This window comes from uncultured Pluralibacter sp. (assembly GCF_913775985.1).
GTDB lineage: Bacteria > Pseudomonadota > Gammaproteobacteria > Enterobacterales > Enterobacteriaceae > Pluralibacter.
Window position 1 is genome coordinate 1 of sequence record NZ_CAJYMB010000003.1, and the last position, 18,009, is coordinate 18,009.

Below are 18,009 nucleotides of genomic sequence, written 5' to 3' on the forward strand. Positions count from 1 at the left end.
TGAATTCACCGACGAAGTTACCGGTACCCGGCATCCCGAGCGTCGCCACGGCAAAGAACATCGACAGCGCCGGCAGCCATTTGATCTTGCTCCACAGGCCGCCCATCAGGCGCATGTCACGCGTGTGCAGACGCTCGTACAGCTGACCGCAGAGAATGAACAGACCCGCAGCAGACAGACCGTGGGCGATCATCTGAATAACCGCGCCCTGATAAGCCAGCTGGCTACCAGAGTAAATTGCGATCATCACAAAGCCCATGTGCGACACGGAGGTGTAAGCAATCAGGCGCTTGATGTCGTACTGGGTGAAGGCCATCCACGCGCCGTAGAAGATACCGATAACGCCGAGCCACATGGCGATTGGCGCAAACTCGGCGGAGGCGTTCGGGAACAGCGGCAGCGAGAAGCGCAGCAGACCATAGGCCGCGGTCTTCAGCAGGATACCCGCCAGGTCAACAGAACCGGCAGTCGGCGCCTGGGAGTGGGCATCCGGTAGCCAGCCGTGCAGCGGCACCACCGGCATTTTCACCGCAAAGGCGATGAAGAAGCCGAGCATCAGCAGATATTCCACATTGTGGGCCATCGGCGTTTTCAGCAGCTGTTCGTAGTCAAAGGTCCACACGCCGGTAGCGCTGTAGTGAACAAAGACCAGCCCCAGAATGGCGATCAGCATAATAAGCCCGCTCGCCTGGGTATAGATGAAGAACTTGGTGGCCGCCGTGATGCGCGTTTTCCCGTCGGAAGCCTTGTGGCCCCACAGCGCGATCAGGAAGTACATCGGCACCAGCATCATCTCCCAGAAGAAGAAGAACAGGAACATGTCGATGGCGAGGAAGACGCCGATAACGCCGCCCAGGATCCACATCAGGTTCAGGTGGAAGAAGCCCTGATATTTTTCGATTTCGCGCCAGGAGCAAAGCACCGCCAGCACGCCGAGCAGGCCGGTCAGCACCACCATCAGCAGCGACAGACCGTCGAGCGCCAGGTGAATGGAGATACCAAAGCGCGGGATCCAGTCGTGAACATACTCAGACTGCCACTGCGGAACGCCGGTAGCCTGCGTGAGAGAGTAGCCGCCCTGCAGCCAAAGCTGCAGGGAGAGCGCCAGGGTCAGTCCCATGGTGATCAGCGCGATCCAGCGCGGCACCTTCACGCCGAAGCGTTCGGTCTGCCAGCACAGGAATCCGCCGATAAACGGGATCAGTATTAGCCAGGGTAGTAACATGGCGATTTATATTCCTTTTCTGTCAACTCAACGCAAAACCATCAGCAGCGCGAGAACAACTATCGCGCCAATGCTCATGGATGCCACATACCAGCGCAAATAACCGTTCTCGCTGACCAGCAGACCTTTACCCGCGAAGCGCGAAAGCAGCGCAGGGAGATTCATCAGGCTGTTGAGCGGATCGCTCTTCAGCAGCCAGGCAACGCCCAGATACGGTTTGATGAAGATCTTGTCGTACAGCCAGTCGAAGCCGAATGCGTTAAGCCACAGCGTGTTCAGCAGACGACCCGGTGCGCTGTTGGCCACCGTGGTGACCAGCGTACGCTTGCCCAGCCACAGCGCGGCGGCCAGCAGGATGCCGACAATAGCGACTGCACCAGAGATAATTTCCAGCGTCAGCACGCGACCGTGATCCAGTTCGAGGGTATTTGGCAGCACGCCGTCCAGCGGCAGCACAATCATCGCGCCGAGGAAAGTCGACAGCACCATCAGCACGATCAGCGGCAGGTGGTGAGTAATGCCTTTACCTGCATGCGCGTGGATCTGCTCTTTGCCGTGGAAGGCAATGAAGATCATGCGGAAGGTATACAGCGACGTCATTAGCGCGCCGACCAGGCCGGCAACCATCAGGTTAATGTGGCCGTTAGACCAGGCGCCCGCCAGGATCTCGTCCTTACTGAAGAAGCCCGCGGTGACCAGCGGCAGCGCGGAGAGCGCAGCGCCGCCGACCAGGAAGCAGACGTAGACCAGCGGAATAGACTTACGCAGGCCGCCCATCTTGAAGATGTTCTGCTCGTGGTGGCAGGCCAGAATCACCGAGCCGGAGGAGAGGAACAGCAGCGCTTTGAAGAACGCGTGAGTCATCAGATGGAAAATCGCCGCGTCCCAGGCCTGAACGCCGAGGGCGAGGAACATGTAGCCAATCTGGCTCATGGTGGAGTACGCCAGCACGCGCTTGATGTCGGTCTGCGCCAGGGCGCAGAAACCTGCCATCAGCAGCGTCACCGCCCCGATAATGCCGACCAGATGCAGGATCTCCGGCGTCATCAGGAACAGGCCGTGGGTTCGGGCAATCAGATACACGCCCGCAGTAACCATGGTTGCCGCGTGGATCAGCGCAGAGACTGGCGTCGGACCGGCCATTGCGTCAGCAAGCCACGTTTGCAGCGGCAGCTGCGCGGACTTACCTACCGCACCGCCCAGCAGCATCAGCGTTGCCCATGTCAGCATATTGTTGCCGGCCTGGAAGTGCTGCGGAGCCAGCTCCACCATCTCGCGGAAGTTCAGCGTGCCCAGCTCGTTGTAGAGGATAAACAGGGCGAAAGCGAGGAATACGTCACCCACGCGGGTTACCACGAATGCTTTCATGGCCGCCGCGCCGTTTTTCGGATCGGTATAGTAGAAGCCAATCAGCAGATAGGAGCAGAGGCCCACGCCTTCCCAGCCGAGGTACATCAGCAACAGGTTATCTGCCAGCACCAGAACGACCATGCTGGCGATAAACAGGTTGGTATAGGCGAAAAAGCGCGAGTAGCCCTCTTCGCCGCGCATGTACCAGGAGGCAAACATGTGGATCAGAAAGCCAACGCCGGTGACCACGGAAAGCATGGTGAACGACAGGCCATCCAGCACCAGATTGAAGCCGATGTTGAAATCGCCCACCGACATCCAGGTCCACAGCGGAACGCTGATGGCCTGCTTGCCGTTGGCAAAGAAATCAAACCCGACAAACGCGGTCACCAGCGCGGCAAGGCCGACCGATCCCATCCCGATAGTGGCGGAGAGATTTTCCGACCAGCGGCCACGGGAGAAGGCCAGTAGTACGTAGCCAATCAATGGCAAAATAATGGTTAAGGCAAGCATGTTCATCCACGCAACTCACTTACTGAATCAATGTTCAGGTTCTGGCGGCGACGGTGGAGCTGCAGCAGCAGCGCCAGGCCAATACTCGCCTCCGCAGCCGCGAGGCTGATAGCGAGGATATACATCACCTGACCGTCGGCCTGGCCCCAGTAGCTACCGGCGACAATAAAGGCCAGCGCGGCGGCGTTAATCATGATCTCCAGCCCAATCAGCATAAACAGCAGATTGCGGCGGATCACCAGACAGGTCAGCCCGAGAACAAAGAGGATCGCGGCGAGGATCAGTCCATGTGTTAAAGGAATCATGCGTGCTCCTCCGATTTTCTTTTCGCGCTGTCGTCAGGACGGTTGCTCAGCAGATCGCCCTGGCGCTCTTCACGGCCAAGGTGGAAGGCAACAACCAGCCCGGCCAGCAGCAGCATTGATGCCAGCTCAACCGCCAGAACGTACGGTCCGAACAGCGCAATGCCGACTTCCTTGGCACCGATAGCGTTGCCGTCGATGCCCTGGTCGTTAACGCCCACAATGCCGTAAATGATAACGGCCAGCAGGATCAGCGACAGAATACCCGGGCCGATCCAGACCTGCGGCTTCAGCCACTGGCGCTCCTGGGCGATTTCCGAGCCGCCGAGGTTCAGCATCATCACCACGAAAACGAACAGCACCATAATGGCGCCGGCGTAGACGATGATTTCCAGCGCGCCGGCGAAATACGCGCCGAGCGAGAAAAAGACGCCTGAAATAGCCAGCAAAGAAATGATCAGATACAGCAGCGCATGCACCGGATTGGTGTGCGAGATCACCCTAAGCGTGGCGAGGATGGCGATGAGGCCACAAATATAAAATGCGAATTCCATTGCCCCTCTCCTTAAGGTAACAGGCTCTTGACGTCGATAGGCTTGGCTTCGTTTTCCGCTTCGCCCTTCTCTTTACCGTCGATTGCCATACCTGCCATCCGGTAGAAGTTATATTCCGGGTATTTGCCCGGACCGGAAATCAGCAGATCCTCTTTCTCGTACACCAGGTCCTGACGCTTATATTCGCCCAGTTCGAAGTCCGGAGTCAGCTGAATTGCCGTCGTCGGGCACGCTTCCTCACACAGGCCGCAGAAGATGCAGCGCGAGAAGTTAATGCGGAAAAACTCCGGGTACCAGCGGCCGTCCTGCATTTCGGCTTTTTGCAGCGAGATGCAGCCAACCGGACAGGCAACGGCGCACAGGTTACAGGCAACGCAGCGCTCTTCGCCGTCAGGATCGCGCGTCAGCACGATGCGGCCGCGGTAGCGCGGCGGCAGATACACCGGCTCTTCCGGATACATTTGCGTTTCGCGTTTTGCGAACGCGTGCAGGCCGATCATCCAGATACTGCGTACCTGGGTGCCGAAGCCTACCAATAGTTCTTTTAAGGTCATGGTCTATATTGTCCCTTATTGCGCCTGCCAGAGAATGACAGCCGCCGTTACCAGCAGATTGATCAGCGTCAGCGGCAGGCACACTTTCCAGCCGAAGGACATCACCTGGTCATAGCGAGGACGCGGCAATGATGCGCGGATCAAAATGAACATCATCATGAAGAACGCGGTTTTCAGCGCGAACCAGATGAACGGCGGTAAGAACGGACCCTGCCAGCCACCGAAGAACAGGGTGACGATCAGCGCAGACACGGTAACAATGCCGATGTATTCGCCGACAAAGAACAGACCGAACTTCATACCGGAGTATTCAATGTGGTAACCGTCCGCCAGCTCCTGCTCTGCTTCCGGCTGGTCAAACGGGTGACGGTGACACACCGCAACGCCCGCGATAGCGAAGGTAATAAAGCCAAAGAACTGTGGAACAACGTTCCAGAGATGCGCCTGATTGTTGACGATGTCGGTCATGTTAAATGACCCGGCCTGCGCCACAACGCCCATCAGGGAGAGCCCGAGAAACACTTCATAGCTCAGGGTCTGTGCGGAGGCGCGCATCGCGCCGAGCAGCGAGTATTTGTTGTTGCTCGACCAGCCTGCAAACAGCACCGCGTAGACCGCGAGACCTGCCAGCATCAGGAAGAACAGGATGCCGATGTTGAGGTCGGCAACCACCCAGCTCGGACTGACCGGCACGATAGCGAAAGCCAGCAGCAGCGAGGTGAAGGCGATCATCGGAGCCAGGGTAAAAATCACGCGATCGGAGAAGCGTGGAACCCAGTCCTCTTTGAAGAACATCTTGATCATGTCCGCCACCAGCTGGAGCGAGCCGCCCCAGCCAACGCGGTTTGGCCCATAGCGGTTCTGGAACAGGCCCAGCAGACGACGTTCACCAAAGCTCATGAACGCGCCGCAGGTGACCACCACCAGCAAAATAACTACCGCTTTAAGAACGCTGAGTAGAATGTCAATCAGCTCCGGCGTTAACCAACTCATGCTTGTGCCTCCTGCAGATCGTCAATGCGTGCGCCCGCCAGAACCGGCGCGATGCCCGGCATACCCATCGGCAGTCCAACCTGCCCCGCCGCCAGCGTGTCGGAAATAATCAGCGGCAGGCTGATAGTCTGGCCTTCATAGCTAAACGCGATATGCGCGCCGCCGTTGACGCCAAGCTTCGCCGCATCGGCGCTGTTAAGCTTGATGTAAGGTGCAGGCATGCGCTGCTGGAACACCGGAGAACGCTGGGACAGCTCATCGGAGCCGAACAGATGGTAATACGGTGCAATACGCCATTTCCCATCCTGCGCTTCAAAGCTAGCCGGGACACCGGAGAAATAGTCCAGCCCGCCGTCGGTGGCCTCAATCAGGCGTACGCCCGGATCGCCGTGGCGCAGCTTGCCGCCCACTTCGGCCTGGAATTTGTTCCACGCCTGCGGGGAGTTCCAGCCCGGCGCCCAGGCAAACGGAATTTGCGAACGCGGTGCTGACGGCTGGTTGTTACCTTCCATAGAGAAGGCAAACATGGTGTCTTTGTCCTGCGGCTGGCGCGGCTCGTGTACGCTGATATTGGCGCGCATCGCGGTACGGCCGCTGTAGCGGTGCGGTTCGCGGGCCAGCTTCTGGCCGCGGATGCGGAACGACGCGTCGGGCGCGGCGTCCTTGATGCCGGCCAGCTGCGGGAGTGCGGCAACAGCAGCATCAATGACGTGATCGAGCTGGGTCCAGTCCACTTCGCGACTTTCCAGCGTGCTGTGCAGCGAGTGCAGCCAGCGCCAGCTTTCCAGCATGATGGTTTTGCTGTCGTAGTACGACGGATCGTAAACCTGGAAGAAGCGCTGGGCGCGGCCTTCGTTATTGATAACGGTACCGTCGCTCTCGGCAAAACTTGCGGCAGAGAGCACCAGGTGCGCTTTATCCATAATGTCGGTGCGCTGATGGTCGATGACCATCACCAGCGGCGCTTTAGCCAGCGCCGCATCAACGCGGGCAGCGGAAGCGTGGCGGTGAAGGTCGTTCTCCAGCACGATAACCGCGTCGGCGGCACCGCTTTCCAGTTCGGAGAGCGCATCGTCCAGCGAACCGCCGCCGATCAGGCCCAGACCGACGCTGTTGACCGCGCGCGCAATCATGGTGACGCCGACGTCAGCGCCGCGACCTTTCAGGGCCTTAGCGACGTTGGCAGCTGCCTGGATCACTTCCGCGCTGCCGGCGTTGGTGCCGGAGATAATCAGCGGCTTTTTCGCCCCGGCCAGAGCCTGAACGATAACGTCAACTTTGCCTTTCAGATCGTTGCTGAGTCCGTCAACCGCCGGCGCTGATTCATCCAGAGCGTGTGCGATAGCGAAACCCAGGCGCGCCTGGTCTTCTACCGGCGCGCAGTAGGTCCACGCCGCGATATCGTCCATGCGGGTGCTGTCGACGTTAGTGACAAACAGCGGGTGCTTAGCGCGCTGTCCAATGTTGAGAATGGCCGCAATTTGCCAGTCGGCCACTTTCTGTGCCGCCGCCATTTCACGCGCTTTTCCCTTCACTGCCTGTCGCACCGCCAGCGCAACGCGAGCGCCGGTCTGGGTGATGTCTTCGCCCAGCACCAGCACCGCGTCGTAGGATTCAATTTCGCGTAGCGCCGGCGTGTGGATGCCGCCTTCGCGCAGCACTTTCAGCGCCAGCTGCAGGCGCTCCTGCTCGCCGCGCGCAATACCGGTATAGAAGTTGCCAGCGCCTACCAGCTCGCGCAGGGCGAAGTTGCTCTCAACGCTGGCGCGTGGAGAACCAATACCGATAACCTTTTTCGACTGGCGCAGAATATCTGCTGCGCCCTGCATCGCCTGCTCGGCGTTGAGGGTAATCACGTCGTCACCGCGGCGCTGAACCGGCTGACGCGGACGATCTTTCAGGTTTACATAGCCGTAGCCGAAACGGCCGCGGTCGCAGAGGAAGTAGTGGTTAACGGTGCCGTTATAGCGGTTTTCAATACGGCGCAGTTCGCCGTAACGTTCACCCGGGCTAGTGTTACAGCCCAGCGAGCACTGCTGGCAGATGCTTGGTGCAAACTGCATGTCCCATTTACGGTTATAGCGCTCGGAGTGGGTTTTATCGGTGAAAACGCCGGTCGGGCAAATTTCAACGAGGTTGCCGGAGAACTCGCTCTCCAGAGTGCCCTCTTCCGGACGACCGAAATAGACGTTGTCGTGCGCGCCGTATACGCCGAGATCGGTACCGTCTGCATAATCTTTGTAGTAACGCACGCAGCGGTAGCAGGCGATGCAGCGGTTCATTTCGTGAGAGATGAACGGCCCCAGATCCTGATTCTGGTGGGTGCGTTTGGTGAAGCGGTAGCGGCGGAAGCTGTGACCGGTCATGACGGTCATATCCTGCAGGTGGCAGTTGCCGCCCTCTTCGCAGACCGGACAGTCGTGAGGATGGTTGGTCATCAGCCACTCCACCACGCTTTCGCGGAACTGTTTTGCTTCCTGGTCATCAATAGAGATAAAGGTGCCGTCGGATGCCGGAGTCATACAGGACATCACCAGGCGACCACGCGTGTCTTCCGCGTTTTGATATTGCTTTACCGCACACTGGCGGCAGGCCCCGACGCTTCCCAGCGCCGGATGCCAGCAAAAATAGGGAATATCAAGGCCCATAGAGAGACATGCCTGTAGCAGGTTGTCCGCTCCGTTAACCTCGTATTCTTTGCCGTCTACATGAATCGTAGCCATTAGCGTGCTTCCAGTTGGCTCAGCTTGCGCCGAGCGTTAATCAAAATTCTTGTCGCGATGGTCCCCGCCTGCCCTGCTCAAGGCGCGGCGAGGCATCACCTGTCACCAGCGCGTTTTAAGCAGGTTCGGCTGAATCCCGTGGATTGCGTGGGTATTGCTGAACTGCTCTTTCACACCGGCTTCGAATTCGTCACGGAAATATTTGATCGCGCTTTGCAGCGGCTCAACCGCACCCGGCGCGTGTGCGCAGAAGGTTTTACCCGGGCCGAGGAACCGACACAGCTGCTCCAGCGTTTCGATATCGCCGGGCTGACCTTCGCCGCGCTCGATGGCGCGCAGGATCTTCACGCTCCACGGCAGGCCGTCGCGGCACGGCGTACACCAGCCGCAGGACTCGCGGGCGAAGAACTCTTCCAGGTTACGCACCAGCGATACCATACTGATCTCGTGGTCAACGGCCATTGCCAGCGCGGTGCCGAGGCGGCTGCCCGCCTTGCCGATGCTTTCAAACTCCATCGGCAGGTCAAGATGCGCTTCGGTCAGGAAGTCGGTGCCCGCGCCGCCCGGCTGCCAGGCCTTAAACTTCAGGCCGTCGCGCATGCCGCCGGCGTAATCTTCAAGGATTTCGCGCGCGGTAGTGCCAAACGGGAGCTCCCAGACGCCCGGATTTTTTACCCGGCCGGAGAAGCCCATCAGCTTGGTACCAGCATCTTTGCTTTTCGAGATGTTCTGATACCACTCGACGCCGTTGGCGAGAATGGCCGGCACGTTGCACAGGGTTTCTACGTTGTTAACGCAGGTCGGTTTACCCCACACGCCGGATGTCGCCGGGAACGGCGGCTTCGAACGCGGGTTAGCGCGGCGGCCTTCGAGGGAGTTGATCAGCGCAGTTTCTTCACCGCAGATGTAGCGTCCGGCGCCGGTGTGGACAAACAGCTCAAAGTCAAAGCCGCTGCCCAGGATATTTTTACCGAGTAGCCCGGCTTCCGTCGCTTCAGCAATGGCTTTGCGCAGATGCACGGCGGCTTCGATATATTCACCGCGCAGGAAGATGTAACCGCGGTAGGCTTTCAGCGCAAACGCGGAAATGAGCATGCCTTCTACCAGCAGGTGCGGCAGCTGCTCCATCAGCAGGCGGTCTTTGTAGGTGCCCGGCTCCATTTCATCGGCGTTACACAGCAGGTAGCGGATGTTCATGGATTCGTCTTTCGGCATCAGGCTCCACTTCAGACCCGTGGAGAAGCCCGCGCCGCCGCGCCCTTTCAGGCCGGCGTCTTTAACTTCGGTGACGATTTCATCCGGTGCCATGCCGCTCAGCGCGCGCCGCGCGCCGGCGTAGCCGTTTTTGGACTGATACTCTTCCAGCCATACTGGCTGTTTGTCATCGCGCAGGCGCCAGGTCAGCGGGTGCGTTTCGGGAGTACGGATAACGTTTTTCATTTATACCGCTCCAGCAGGTCAGGAATTGCCTCCGGCGTCAGATGGCTGTGAGTATCCTCATCAATCATCATGTTCGGCCCTTTATCACAGTTGCCCAGACAGCAGGTCGGCAGCAGGGTAAAGCGGCCGTCGAACGTGGTCTGGCCCGGCTTTATTTTCAGGTGGCTTTCAATAGCCGACTGGATCCCCTGATACCCGGTGATATGACATACCACGCTGTCGCAGTAGCGAATGACGTGGCGGCCTACCGGCTGGCGGAAGATCTGACTGTAGAAAGTAGCAACGCCTTCGACGTCACTGGCCGGAATACCCAGCACGTCCGCGATAGCGTAAATGGCGCCGTCCGGCACCCAGCCGTGCTGCTTTTGAACAATTTTGAGTGCTTCAATGGATGCCGCACGCGGATCTTCGTAGTGGTGCTTTTCGTGTTCGATAGCATCACGCTCGGCCGCACTCAGCTCAAAAGCCTCGGTTTGTGGTTGTTGATTCTCGTGCATAATTAGCGATCCACGTCTGACATAACAAAATCGATACTGCCCAGATGGACGATCAGGTCCGATACCAGGCTGCCGCGCACTGCCGCCGGGATCTGCTGCAGATGCGCATAGCTCGGCGTGCGGATACGGGTGCGGTAGCTCATGGTGCTGCCGTCGCTGGTCAGGTAGTAGCTGTTGATCCCTTTGGTCGCCTCAACCATCTGGAAGGATTCGTTGGCTGGCATAACCGGGCCCCAGGAAACCTGCAGGAAGTGGGTAATCAGGGTTTCGATATGCTGCAGCGTGCGCTCTTTCGGCGGCGGCGTGGTCAGTGGATGATCCGCTTTGAACGGGCCTGCCGGCATATTAGCGAGGCACTGCTCAAGAATGCGCAGGCTCTGGCGCAGCTCTTCCACTTTCAGCATCACGCGGGTGTAGCAGTCGGAGACGCCACCGCCGGTCGGGACTTCAAAGTCGAAGTTTTCGTAGCCTGAGTAAGGACGCCATTTACGCACGTCAAAGCCGATGCCGGTTGCGCGCAGCGCGGCACCGGTACAGCCCCACTCCAGCGCTTCTTTCGCGGTGTAGGCAGCAACGCCCTGAGAACGGCCTTTCAGGATAGTGTTACGCAGCGCAGCTTTTTCGTAAGAATCAAGGCGCTTAGGCATCCAGTCGAGGAAGTCACGCAGCAGTTTTTCCCAGCCGCGCGGCAGGTCGTGCGCAACGCCGCCGATGCGGAACCAGGCCGGATGCATGCGGAAGCCGGTAATAGCTTCGACCACATCGTAGATTTTTTGGCGATCGGTAAACGCGAAGAACACCGGCGTCATCGCTCCGACGTCCTGAATGAAGGTCGAGATGTACAGCAGGTGGCTGTTGATACGGAACAGCTCAGAGAGCATCACGCGGATAACGTTGACGCGATCCGGCACGGTAATGCCCGCCAGCTTTTCTACCGCCAGCACGTAAGGCATTTCGTTCACGCAGCCGCCGAGGTATTCGATACGGTCGGTATACGGAATGTAGCTGTGCCAGGACTGGCGCTCGCCCATTTTCTCTGCGCCGCGGTGGTGGTAGCCGATGTCCGGAATACAGTCGACAATCTCTTCACCGTCGAGCTGCAGGACAATGCGGAAGGCGCCGTGCGAGGATGGATGGTTCGGGCCGAGGTTGAGGAACATGAAGTCCTCATTCTCGCTGCTACGTTTCATTCCCCAGTCTTCAGGCTTGAAGGTCAGCGCTTCCATCTCCAGATCCTGCTTGGCTTTGGTCAGCTCAAACGGATCGAATTCGGTGGCGCGCGCCGGGTAGTCTTTACGCAGCGGGTGGCCTTCCCAGGTCGGCGGCATCAGCAGACGCGTCAGGTGCGGGTGACCATCGAAGGTAATGCCAAACATTTCCCAGGTTTCACGCTCGTACCAGTTGGCGTTCGGGTAAAGCTGGGTCAGCGTCGGCACATGCAGATCGTTCTCGGACAGCGCAACCTTGAGCATAATGTCGCGGTTACGATCGATAGAGATCAGATGGTAGAAAACGGAAAAATCCGCGGCGGGTAAACCGTCGCGGTGGGTGCGCAGGCGCTCGTCCATGCCGTGCAAATCAAAGAGCATGATGTAAGGCTTCGGCAACCTCTTCAGGAAGTCGACGATTTCAAGCAGCTGCTCGCGCTTAACCCAGACGACGGGCACCCCGGTGCGGGTCGGCTGAACGGTAAAAGCATCCGGCCCAAAACGATTGCGCAGTTCACCGATTACCGGGTCATCGAGATGATCCCGGGTCTGCCAGGCGGCGTCTTGCGCGGTTAAATCGGTCATATTGTTCACCATTGCAAAAGGTCCTTGGTGACTGTAAGGCGCAGCTCCGCGCTATTAATTTTGATATGCGAAAGCCGATAATCGCCTACAGGCGCTAAGTTAAATCTCGTCGGGAGTGCGCAGGTTGGTCACTGCAATTCGTTCGCCGCGCTTGCGCTCGCGTTCCGATTGCATATTGGCGCGGTACACACCCTGATCGCCGACAACCCACGACAGCGGGCGGCGCTCTTTACCGATGGACTCCTGCAGCAGCATCAGCGCCTGCATGTAAGCCTCCGGACGCGGAGGGCAGCCGGGAATGTACACATCGACGGGAATGAACTTATCAACGCCCTGCACGACGGAATAGATATCGTACATGCCGCCAGAGTTGGCGCAGGCGCCCATGGAGATAACCCATTTGGGTTCCAGCATCTGATCGTACAGACGCTGAATAACCGGGGCCATTTTGGTAAAGCAGGTACCGGCAACCACCATCAGGTCAGCCTGACGCGGGGAAGCACGCAGTACTTCTGCGCCGAAACGCGCAACGTCATGCACCGCAGTGAATGAGGTCACCATCTCTACATAGCAGCAGGAAAGACCAAAGTTGTAAGGCCAAATTGAGTTTTTGCGACCCCAGTTAACCATGTCGTGCAGGGCGTGTTCGAGCTTGCCCATGTAGACGCTTTTGTTAACTTCCTGCTCAAGTGGGTCAGTGACGATCTCCTGCTTCTGCAGGGGATAACGGTCATTCTCACCGTCCGGGTCGATGCGGGTGAGCGTATAATCCATCTTATTGCCTCGCTTTTACTGCGTATGACGATTAGTAATACTGTCGGATTCCGGGTTGACCAGCGTGCGGCGTGAACGCGCGGGCGTCCAGTCCAGTGCGCCGATACGAACGAGGTAAACCAGACCAGCCAGTAACACTAAAATGAAAATTGCGGCTTCAACAAAGCCAACCCAGCCGCTCTCGCGAATGGAGGTTGACCATGCATAGAGATACAGGGCTTCAACGTCGAAAATGACGAAGAACATGGCGACCAGATAGAACTTGGCGGAGAGACGTAAACGGGCCGTCCCGACGGCATCAATACCCGATTCAAACGGCGTATTTTTGCTGCGCGCGCGGGCGCGACCGCCGAGATACCAACCGCCGACCAGCATCATGCAGCAAAGGCCGATGGCAATGACGAGAAATACAGCGAATGCCCAGTGATGAGCGATGACTTCAGTGGATGTTGACATACGCATTGCTTAACCAATTTAGTAGCGCTAAAGCCCCTGCTCTTTCTGGCAGGTGAACGCTACGCGTTTCATGGGGAAGAACGAAAAACCACAAAAAAGTTGTCATTTAAAGACTTAGGCGTCTAAATGCTGTGGTTTTTTACTCCTTTGTATAACCTTTTGTCAACTTTAACAAAAGTTTCCTCAAATTAGTTTACATTAGACACTCTTCATTAACATAAAATGCCCTTCGCGACCCGCATGGCGAGGTATACCTCGCGTGGAGGTCGCTGTTGAATCGTGTCCGTCTGATAGTTAACGAGGAATTACCCTTCTATTTTGACAGGAATTTCCGGAGATTCCTCCCCCTTAGCGGGAGTATTTTCTTGATCTGTGACACGCTTTTGTTAATTCACTCAAAAAAAAGACAACAATCCCGTCCTTTTTTTAACATTGACGGGAACTTTTAAATTCAACAACGTTGCTGTTACAAAGTATCTTAAACAGGATTAAAATATTGAATTGTAACTACAAATGGTTACAAAAAAGTACCCTGATGATTATTCATGCAAAAAAGAAGCCACTGATTCGTGTAGACGTCCCAGCGGCCTCTTTTTCTGGCTTACATTTTGTTACCCAAAAGGCCAGTTTACTTAGCTAAAATCCCGTTCCGCCAGCGGACTTTCTTTGTCTGCATCGGATGAGCGGTGACCGTACTGGGACCAGGGATTCTGATAATTTTCCAGCGATTGAAAAATCGACTGCACCAGATCGCCAGGGTTTTGCCGGTTGCGGCTAAGAAGATATTCGGTATCCGGAAGCGGCGGCAGCCCCTCTTTTGTGCCCAGCACACGCAGTTCGGGGCTCATCATCTCCACTGGCCGGGCTGTGATGCCGAGCCCGGCTTTGACCGCGGCGCGCACAGCCGCAAGCGTGGAAGCAATGTAGGTGACCCGCCACGGTATGTGCGCCGCGTTAAGCGTTTCAACAATCATTTCGCGAAACGGACTCTGCTCATCCAACAGCACCAGCGGCAGCGCCTCTCCCGGAGGCAGTAAATAGTCCGCCGCGCAGTACCATAACGTTGGGGAAGTGCGCAGCAGGATTGATTCTACGTTGTCCAGCGTGTGGGTGGTCAACGCGAGGTCTACTTCATTTGCCCTCAGCATATCGCCCATTTCGCCGTGGCGCTTGACCCTTACGTCGAGTGCAAGTTTTGGGTAGTGAGAGCTAATGCGATTAAGCAGTATCGGAAGGATGGTATCGGCTGACTCATCAGAGGAACCGATAGTCAGCATTCCCTGCAGGGAACTAAACATCAGCGATGAACAAGCTTCATCATTAAAACGCAGGATCTTGCGTGCATAGCCGAGCAGCTGGATCCCGTGCTCGGTCAGCAGTTTATTCCGCCCGTGCCGGGCGAAAAGCTCTTTTTCAACCAGCTGTTCAAGCCGCTGCATCTGCTGGCTAACGGCAGATTGCGTGCGGCAAACCGCTGCTGCCGCAGCCGCAAAGGTATTGAGATCGGCTACGGCAACAAAGGTCCTCAGCAGATCGAGGTCGAGGTTTAAAATCGGACGATTAGCGTTATTCATCTTTTTTCACTTACAGGTTCGCAATTACTTACCTGCCCGGTTGATGCTGTGTTCTAAAGAAATCAGGCAATTACTTATAGATTATACACGCCGATAAGGTAAAAACGGCGCTTCGCCTGCATCAGCGTCACTGCGTTAAAAATGCCCGTCTGCTTATACAAAACAGACCCCTGGTTATTTTTTTACTTACACATAGTACCGAGTTAATTATTACTGCGACTTTTATGTCAAATCATTCATAAAAAACGCTGAGTTGTGCTTATGCGTTTTTTAAGTTTTGTGAGCAGGGACGGATGGGGTCGTGAGCGAGGTGAGATTAAAAATCCTTTTAATAACAATGCGTTATACGCCGTTAGCAAGTAAACAACCTCGTAAGATCATTTAATCCGTTTGCTTAACTACATATCCTACCTCAAACATATAATATTTATAAGTGTTACGATCTGTTATCTTACATAAAATTTTATATAGGCTGTGAATTTAAAGAATAAATTAACAAATTGAAAAGTAGCTGCATGAAATTAATCAGTGCAGCTGAATTATTCAATTTTTTTTCATTAAAATTATTTAACATTAATCCTACAGCCTGCAGCGTTATTCGCGCACTTGCAAGCAGGAATCGGTCACTTATGAAGCGCCGCAAAGCCTCGCTGGTTGAGAAGATGTTAATAAATGATATTCACATTAATCAGTTAATAATCAGCAATGAGATTTAAAAAACAAAATAAAGCACCAGTCATATCTTTCATTGCAGCCTAAATTCATTAAAAAGAAGCCCGGAAACAGCAGAATAACCCGCAAAAAATAGCAGGTTTTCACGAAATCTTCTCCTGTTTGCCCTTCAAAATAGCGGCACCTGGGAGTACATTGCTCGGTGCAATCTTCCACGGCAGGAAGCTGCACCCTATGAGAAAAGGTCAAGGTTCATGTCCACCATTGAAAAATCCAGCAAATTAGATAACGTCTGTTACGACATCCGCGGTCCGGTACTTAAGGAAGCCAAACGTCTCGAAGAAGAGGGCAACAAAGTCCTCAAGCTGAACATTGGCAACCCGGCCCCTTTCGGCTTTGACGCTCCCGATGAGATTCTCGTCGATGTGATTCGCAATCTGCCTACCGCACAGGGCTACTGTGACTCCAAAGGGCTATACTCCGCGCGCAAAGCGATTATGCAGCACTACCAGGCGCGCGACATGCGCGATGTAACGGTCGAAGACGTTTATATCGGCAACGGCGTATCAGAATTAATCGTTCAGGCCATGCAGGCTCTGCTTAACAGCGGCGACGAGATGCTGGTACCGGCACCGGATTATCCGCTCTGGACCGCCGCCGTGTCGCTGTCTGGCGGTAACGCCGTTCACTACCTGTGTGATGAATCCGCAGGCTGGTTCCCGGATCTTGATGATATCCGCTCGAAGATAACGCCGCGTACACGCGGCATCGTGATCATCAACCCGAACAATCCCACCGGTGCGGTCTATTCTAAAGAGCTGCTGCTTGAGATTGTAGAAATCGCCCGCCAGCACAACCTGATCATCTTTGCCGATGAAATCTACGACAAGATCCTCTACGACGAGGCTCAGCACCATTCGATTGCCGCGCTGGCACCGGATCTGCTGACGGTAACGTTCAACGGCCTGTCAAAAACCTATCGCGTCGCCGGCTTCCGCCAGGGATGGATGGTACTCAACGGCCCGAAAAAGCACGCCAAAGGCTATATCGAAGGGCTGGAAATGCTGGCCTCAATGCGCCTTTGTGCCAACGTTCCTGCCCAGCATGCCATTCAGACTGCGCTCGGCGGCTATCAGAGCATCAGCGAATTTATCGTCCCCGGCGGGCGCCTGTACGAGCAGCGCAACCGCGCCTGGGAGCTGATCAATGAAATTCCCGGCGTCAGCTGCGTGAAGCCGAGCGGCGCGCTGTATATGTTCCCGAAAATCGACGCTAAACGTTTCAATATCCATGACGACCAGAAAATGGTGCTGGATTTCCTGCTGCAGGAAAAAGTGCTGCTGGTTCAGGGCTCCGCCTTCAACTGGCCATATCCGGATCACGTGCGCATCGTTACCCTGCCGCGTATTGATGATTTGGAAATGTCGATAACGCGCTTTGGCCGCTTCCTCAGCGGCTATCATCAGTAATTGCCCCACAATCAGGCTGCCTCGCGCAGCCTGATTTGCATCCTGGCGCGCCTCGCCGCACAATGAAAAACATTGTAGCTCCGCAGCACAGGTAACCTATGACCCAAAGCCATTTCTTTGCCCATCTCGCCCGTCTCAAACTGATCAACCGCTGGCCGCTGATGCGCAACGTGCGCACGGAGAACGTGTCCGAACACAGCCTGCAGGTCGCCATGGTCGCCCACGCGCTGGCCGCGATCAAAAACCGCAAATTTAGCGGCCAGGTGAATCCCGAGCGCATCGCGCTGCTCGCCATGTACCACGATGCGTCTGAAGTCCTGACCGGCGATCTGCCAACGCCGGTAAAATATTTCAACTCGCAAATCGCCCAGGAGTACAAGGCCATCGAGAAAATCGCCCAGCAGAAGCTGGTAGAAATGGTGCCGGAAGAGCTGCGGGATATTTTTTCTCCGCTGATCGACGAGCATCAGTACAGCGATGAGGAGAAATCCCTTGTTAAGCAGGCCGATGCGCTGTGCGCCTACCTTAAATGCCTGGAGGAACTGTCGGCCGGAAATAACGAGTTTCTGCTGGCGAAAGGCAGGCTGGAAAAAACGCTTAGCGAGCGGCGCAGCGAGGAGATGGACTACTTTATGCAGGTTTTTGTCCCAAGCTTTCAGCTGTCGCTGGATGAGATAAGCCAGGACTCCCCGTTGTAATTGCCTGCCGGGCAGGCTCTGTCCGGCAGCACTCGGGTTAAAACGGAAACAGCAGCGGGATTAACAGGACGCACACCAGCATCACCAGTACCGTAAAGGGTACGCCAATCTTCACGAAGTCGCTGAACGCGTACTTGCCGGGGCCGAGCACCAGCGTGTTGACCGGTGAAGAGACCGGCGTCATAAAGGCCGCGGACGCCGCCATTGCCACCACCATTGCAAACGGATAAGGCGACACGCCCATGGATGATGCTGCCGCCAGCGCAATCGGCGCCATCAATACCGCCGTGGCGGTATTGGAGATAAACAACCCGATGGTGGCGCACATCACGAACAGGCACACCATCATCAAATAGGGCCCCTGCCCGCCGCCGACTTCCATCAGGCCTTTAACGATAAGCTCCACGCCGCCGGTTTTTTGT

General features: G+C 56.2%; 16 protein-coding genes. 2 read left to right on the plus strand and 14 right to left on the minus strand.

What is annotated here, in order from left to right; genetic code table 11:
- The 13 genes from nuoM to lrhA form a co-directional block, all read right to left on the minus strand.
- Positions 1–1,225, minus strand: a 1,225-nt coding sequence (nuoM, locus tag QZ766_RS00200; protein ID WP_297196042.1) for an NADH-quinone oxidoreductase subunit M, incomplete at its 3' end; no start/stop codon positions are given.
- Between the two features lie 27 nt (positions 1,226–1,252).
- A complete protein-coding gene (gene nuoL, locus QZ766_RS00205) occupies positions 1,253–3,094 on the minus strand; it encodes an NADH-quinone oxidoreductase subunit L (RefSeq protein WP_297196044.1) in 1,842 nt (613 codons plus the stop codon).
- Positions 3,091–3,393 carry an NADH-quinone oxidoreductase subunit NuoK gene (gene nuoK / locus QZ766_RS00210; RefSeq protein ID WP_043082730.1) on the minus strand — a complete coding sequence of 101 codons (303 nt, stop codon included), beginning with the start codon at positions 3,391–3,393 and terminating at the stop codon, positions 3,091–3,093. Before nuoK ends, nuoL begins: the two co-directional genes overlap by 4 nt.
- Entirely contained in the window at positions 3,390–3,944 is a 555-nt protein-coding gene (gene nuoJ, locus QZ766_RS00215; RefSeq protein WP_297196049.1) for an NADH-quinone oxidoreductase subunit J, read from the minus strand. The genes nuoK and nuoJ overlap by 4 nt, the downstream gene beginning before the upstream one ends.
- 11 nt (positions 3,945–3,955) lie before the next feature.
- Positions 3,956–4,498, minus strand: a complete 543-nt coding sequence (nuoI, locus tag QZ766_RS00220; RefSeq protein ID WP_297196051.1) for an NADH-quinone oxidoreductase subunit NuoI — start codon at positions 4,496–4,498, stop codon at positions 3,956–3,958.
- 15 nt (positions 4,499–4,513) lie between these two features.
- Positions 4,514–5,491, minus strand: a complete 978-nt coding sequence (gene nuoH, locus QZ766_RS00225; RefSeq protein WP_297196052.1) for an NADH-quinone oxidoreductase subunit NuoH — start codon at positions 5,489–5,491, stop codon at positions 4,514–4,516.
- Positions 5,488–8,214: an NADH-quinone oxidoreductase subunit NuoG gene (gene nuoG, locus QZ766_RS00230; RefSeq protein ID WP_297196053.1), complete on the minus strand. Its 2,727-nt coding sequence runs from the start codon at positions 8,212–8,214 to the stop codon at positions 5,488–5,490. The genes nuoH and nuoG overlap by 4 nt, the downstream gene beginning before the upstream one ends.
- 102 nt (positions 8,215–8,316) lie before the next feature.
- Positions 8,317–9,654 carry an NADH-quinone oxidoreductase subunit NuoF gene (gene nuoF / locus QZ766_RS00235; RefSeq protein WP_297196055.1) on the minus strand — a complete coding sequence of 446 codons (1,338 nt, stop codon included), beginning with the start codon at positions 9,652–9,654 and terminating at the stop codon, positions 8,317–8,319.
- Positions 9,651–10,151: an NADH-quinone oxidoreductase subunit NuoE gene (gene nuoE / locus QZ766_RS00240; protein ID WP_297196057.1), complete on the minus strand. Its 501-nt coding sequence runs from the start codon at positions 10,149–10,151 to the stop codon at positions 9,651–9,653. Before nuoE ends, nuoF begins: the two co-directional genes overlap by 4 nt.
- Before the next feature lie 2 nt (positions 10,152–10,153).
- Positions 10,154–11,956, minus strand: a complete 1,803-nt coding sequence (gene nuoC, locus QZ766_RS00245) for an NADH-quinone oxidoreductase subunit C/D (RefSeq protein WP_297196059.1) — start codon at positions 11,954–11,956, stop codon at positions 10,154–10,156.
- Between the two features lie 87 nt (positions 11,957–12,043).
- Positions 12,044–12,718, minus strand: coding sequence for an NADH-quinone oxidoreductase subunit NuoB (gene nuoB / locus QZ766_RS00250; RefSeq protein WP_297196061.1), 675 nt, complete (start codon positions 12,716–12,718; stop codon positions 12,044–12,046).
- A gap of 15 nt (positions 12,719–12,733) precedes the next feature.
- Complete coding sequence (gene nuoA, locus QZ766_RS00255) at positions 12,734–13,180, minus strand: NADH-quinone oxidoreductase subunit NuoA (protein WP_297196063.1); 447 nt, start codon at positions 13,178–13,180, stop codon at positions 12,734–12,736.
- 626 nt (positions 13,181–13,806) lie between these two features.
- Positions 13,807–14,748 carry a transcriptional regulator LrhA gene (lrhA, locus tag QZ766_RS00260; RefSeq protein ID WP_297196065.1) on the minus strand — a complete coding sequence of 314 codons (942 nt, stop codon included), beginning with the start codon at positions 14,746–14,748 and terminating at the stop codon, positions 13,807–13,809.
- 926 nt (positions 14,749–15,674) lie between these two features.
- Between lrhA and QZ766_RS00265 the strand changes: the two genes are divergently transcribed.
- Both QZ766_RS00265 and yfbR read left to right on the plus strand, forming a co-directional pair.
- Entirely contained in the window at positions 15,675–16,889 is a 1,215-nt protein-coding gene (locus QZ766_RS00265; RefSeq protein WP_297196067.1) for a pyridoxal phosphate-dependent aminotransferase, read from the plus strand.
- Positions 16,890–16,987: 98 nt separating this feature from the next.
- Positions 16,988–17,587, plus strand: coding sequence for a 5'-deoxynucleotidase (yfbR, locus tag QZ766_RS00270; RefSeq protein ID WP_297196069.1), 600 nt, complete (start codon positions 16,988–16,990; stop codon positions 17,585–17,587).
- Between the two features lie 37 nt (positions 17,588–17,624).
- Here the strand turns inward: yfbR and QZ766_RS00275 are convergent.
- Positions 17,625–18,009 (minus strand): SLC13 family permease (locus tag QZ766_RS00275; protein ID WP_297196071.1); only part of this gene is annotated, 385 nt, incomplete at its 5' end.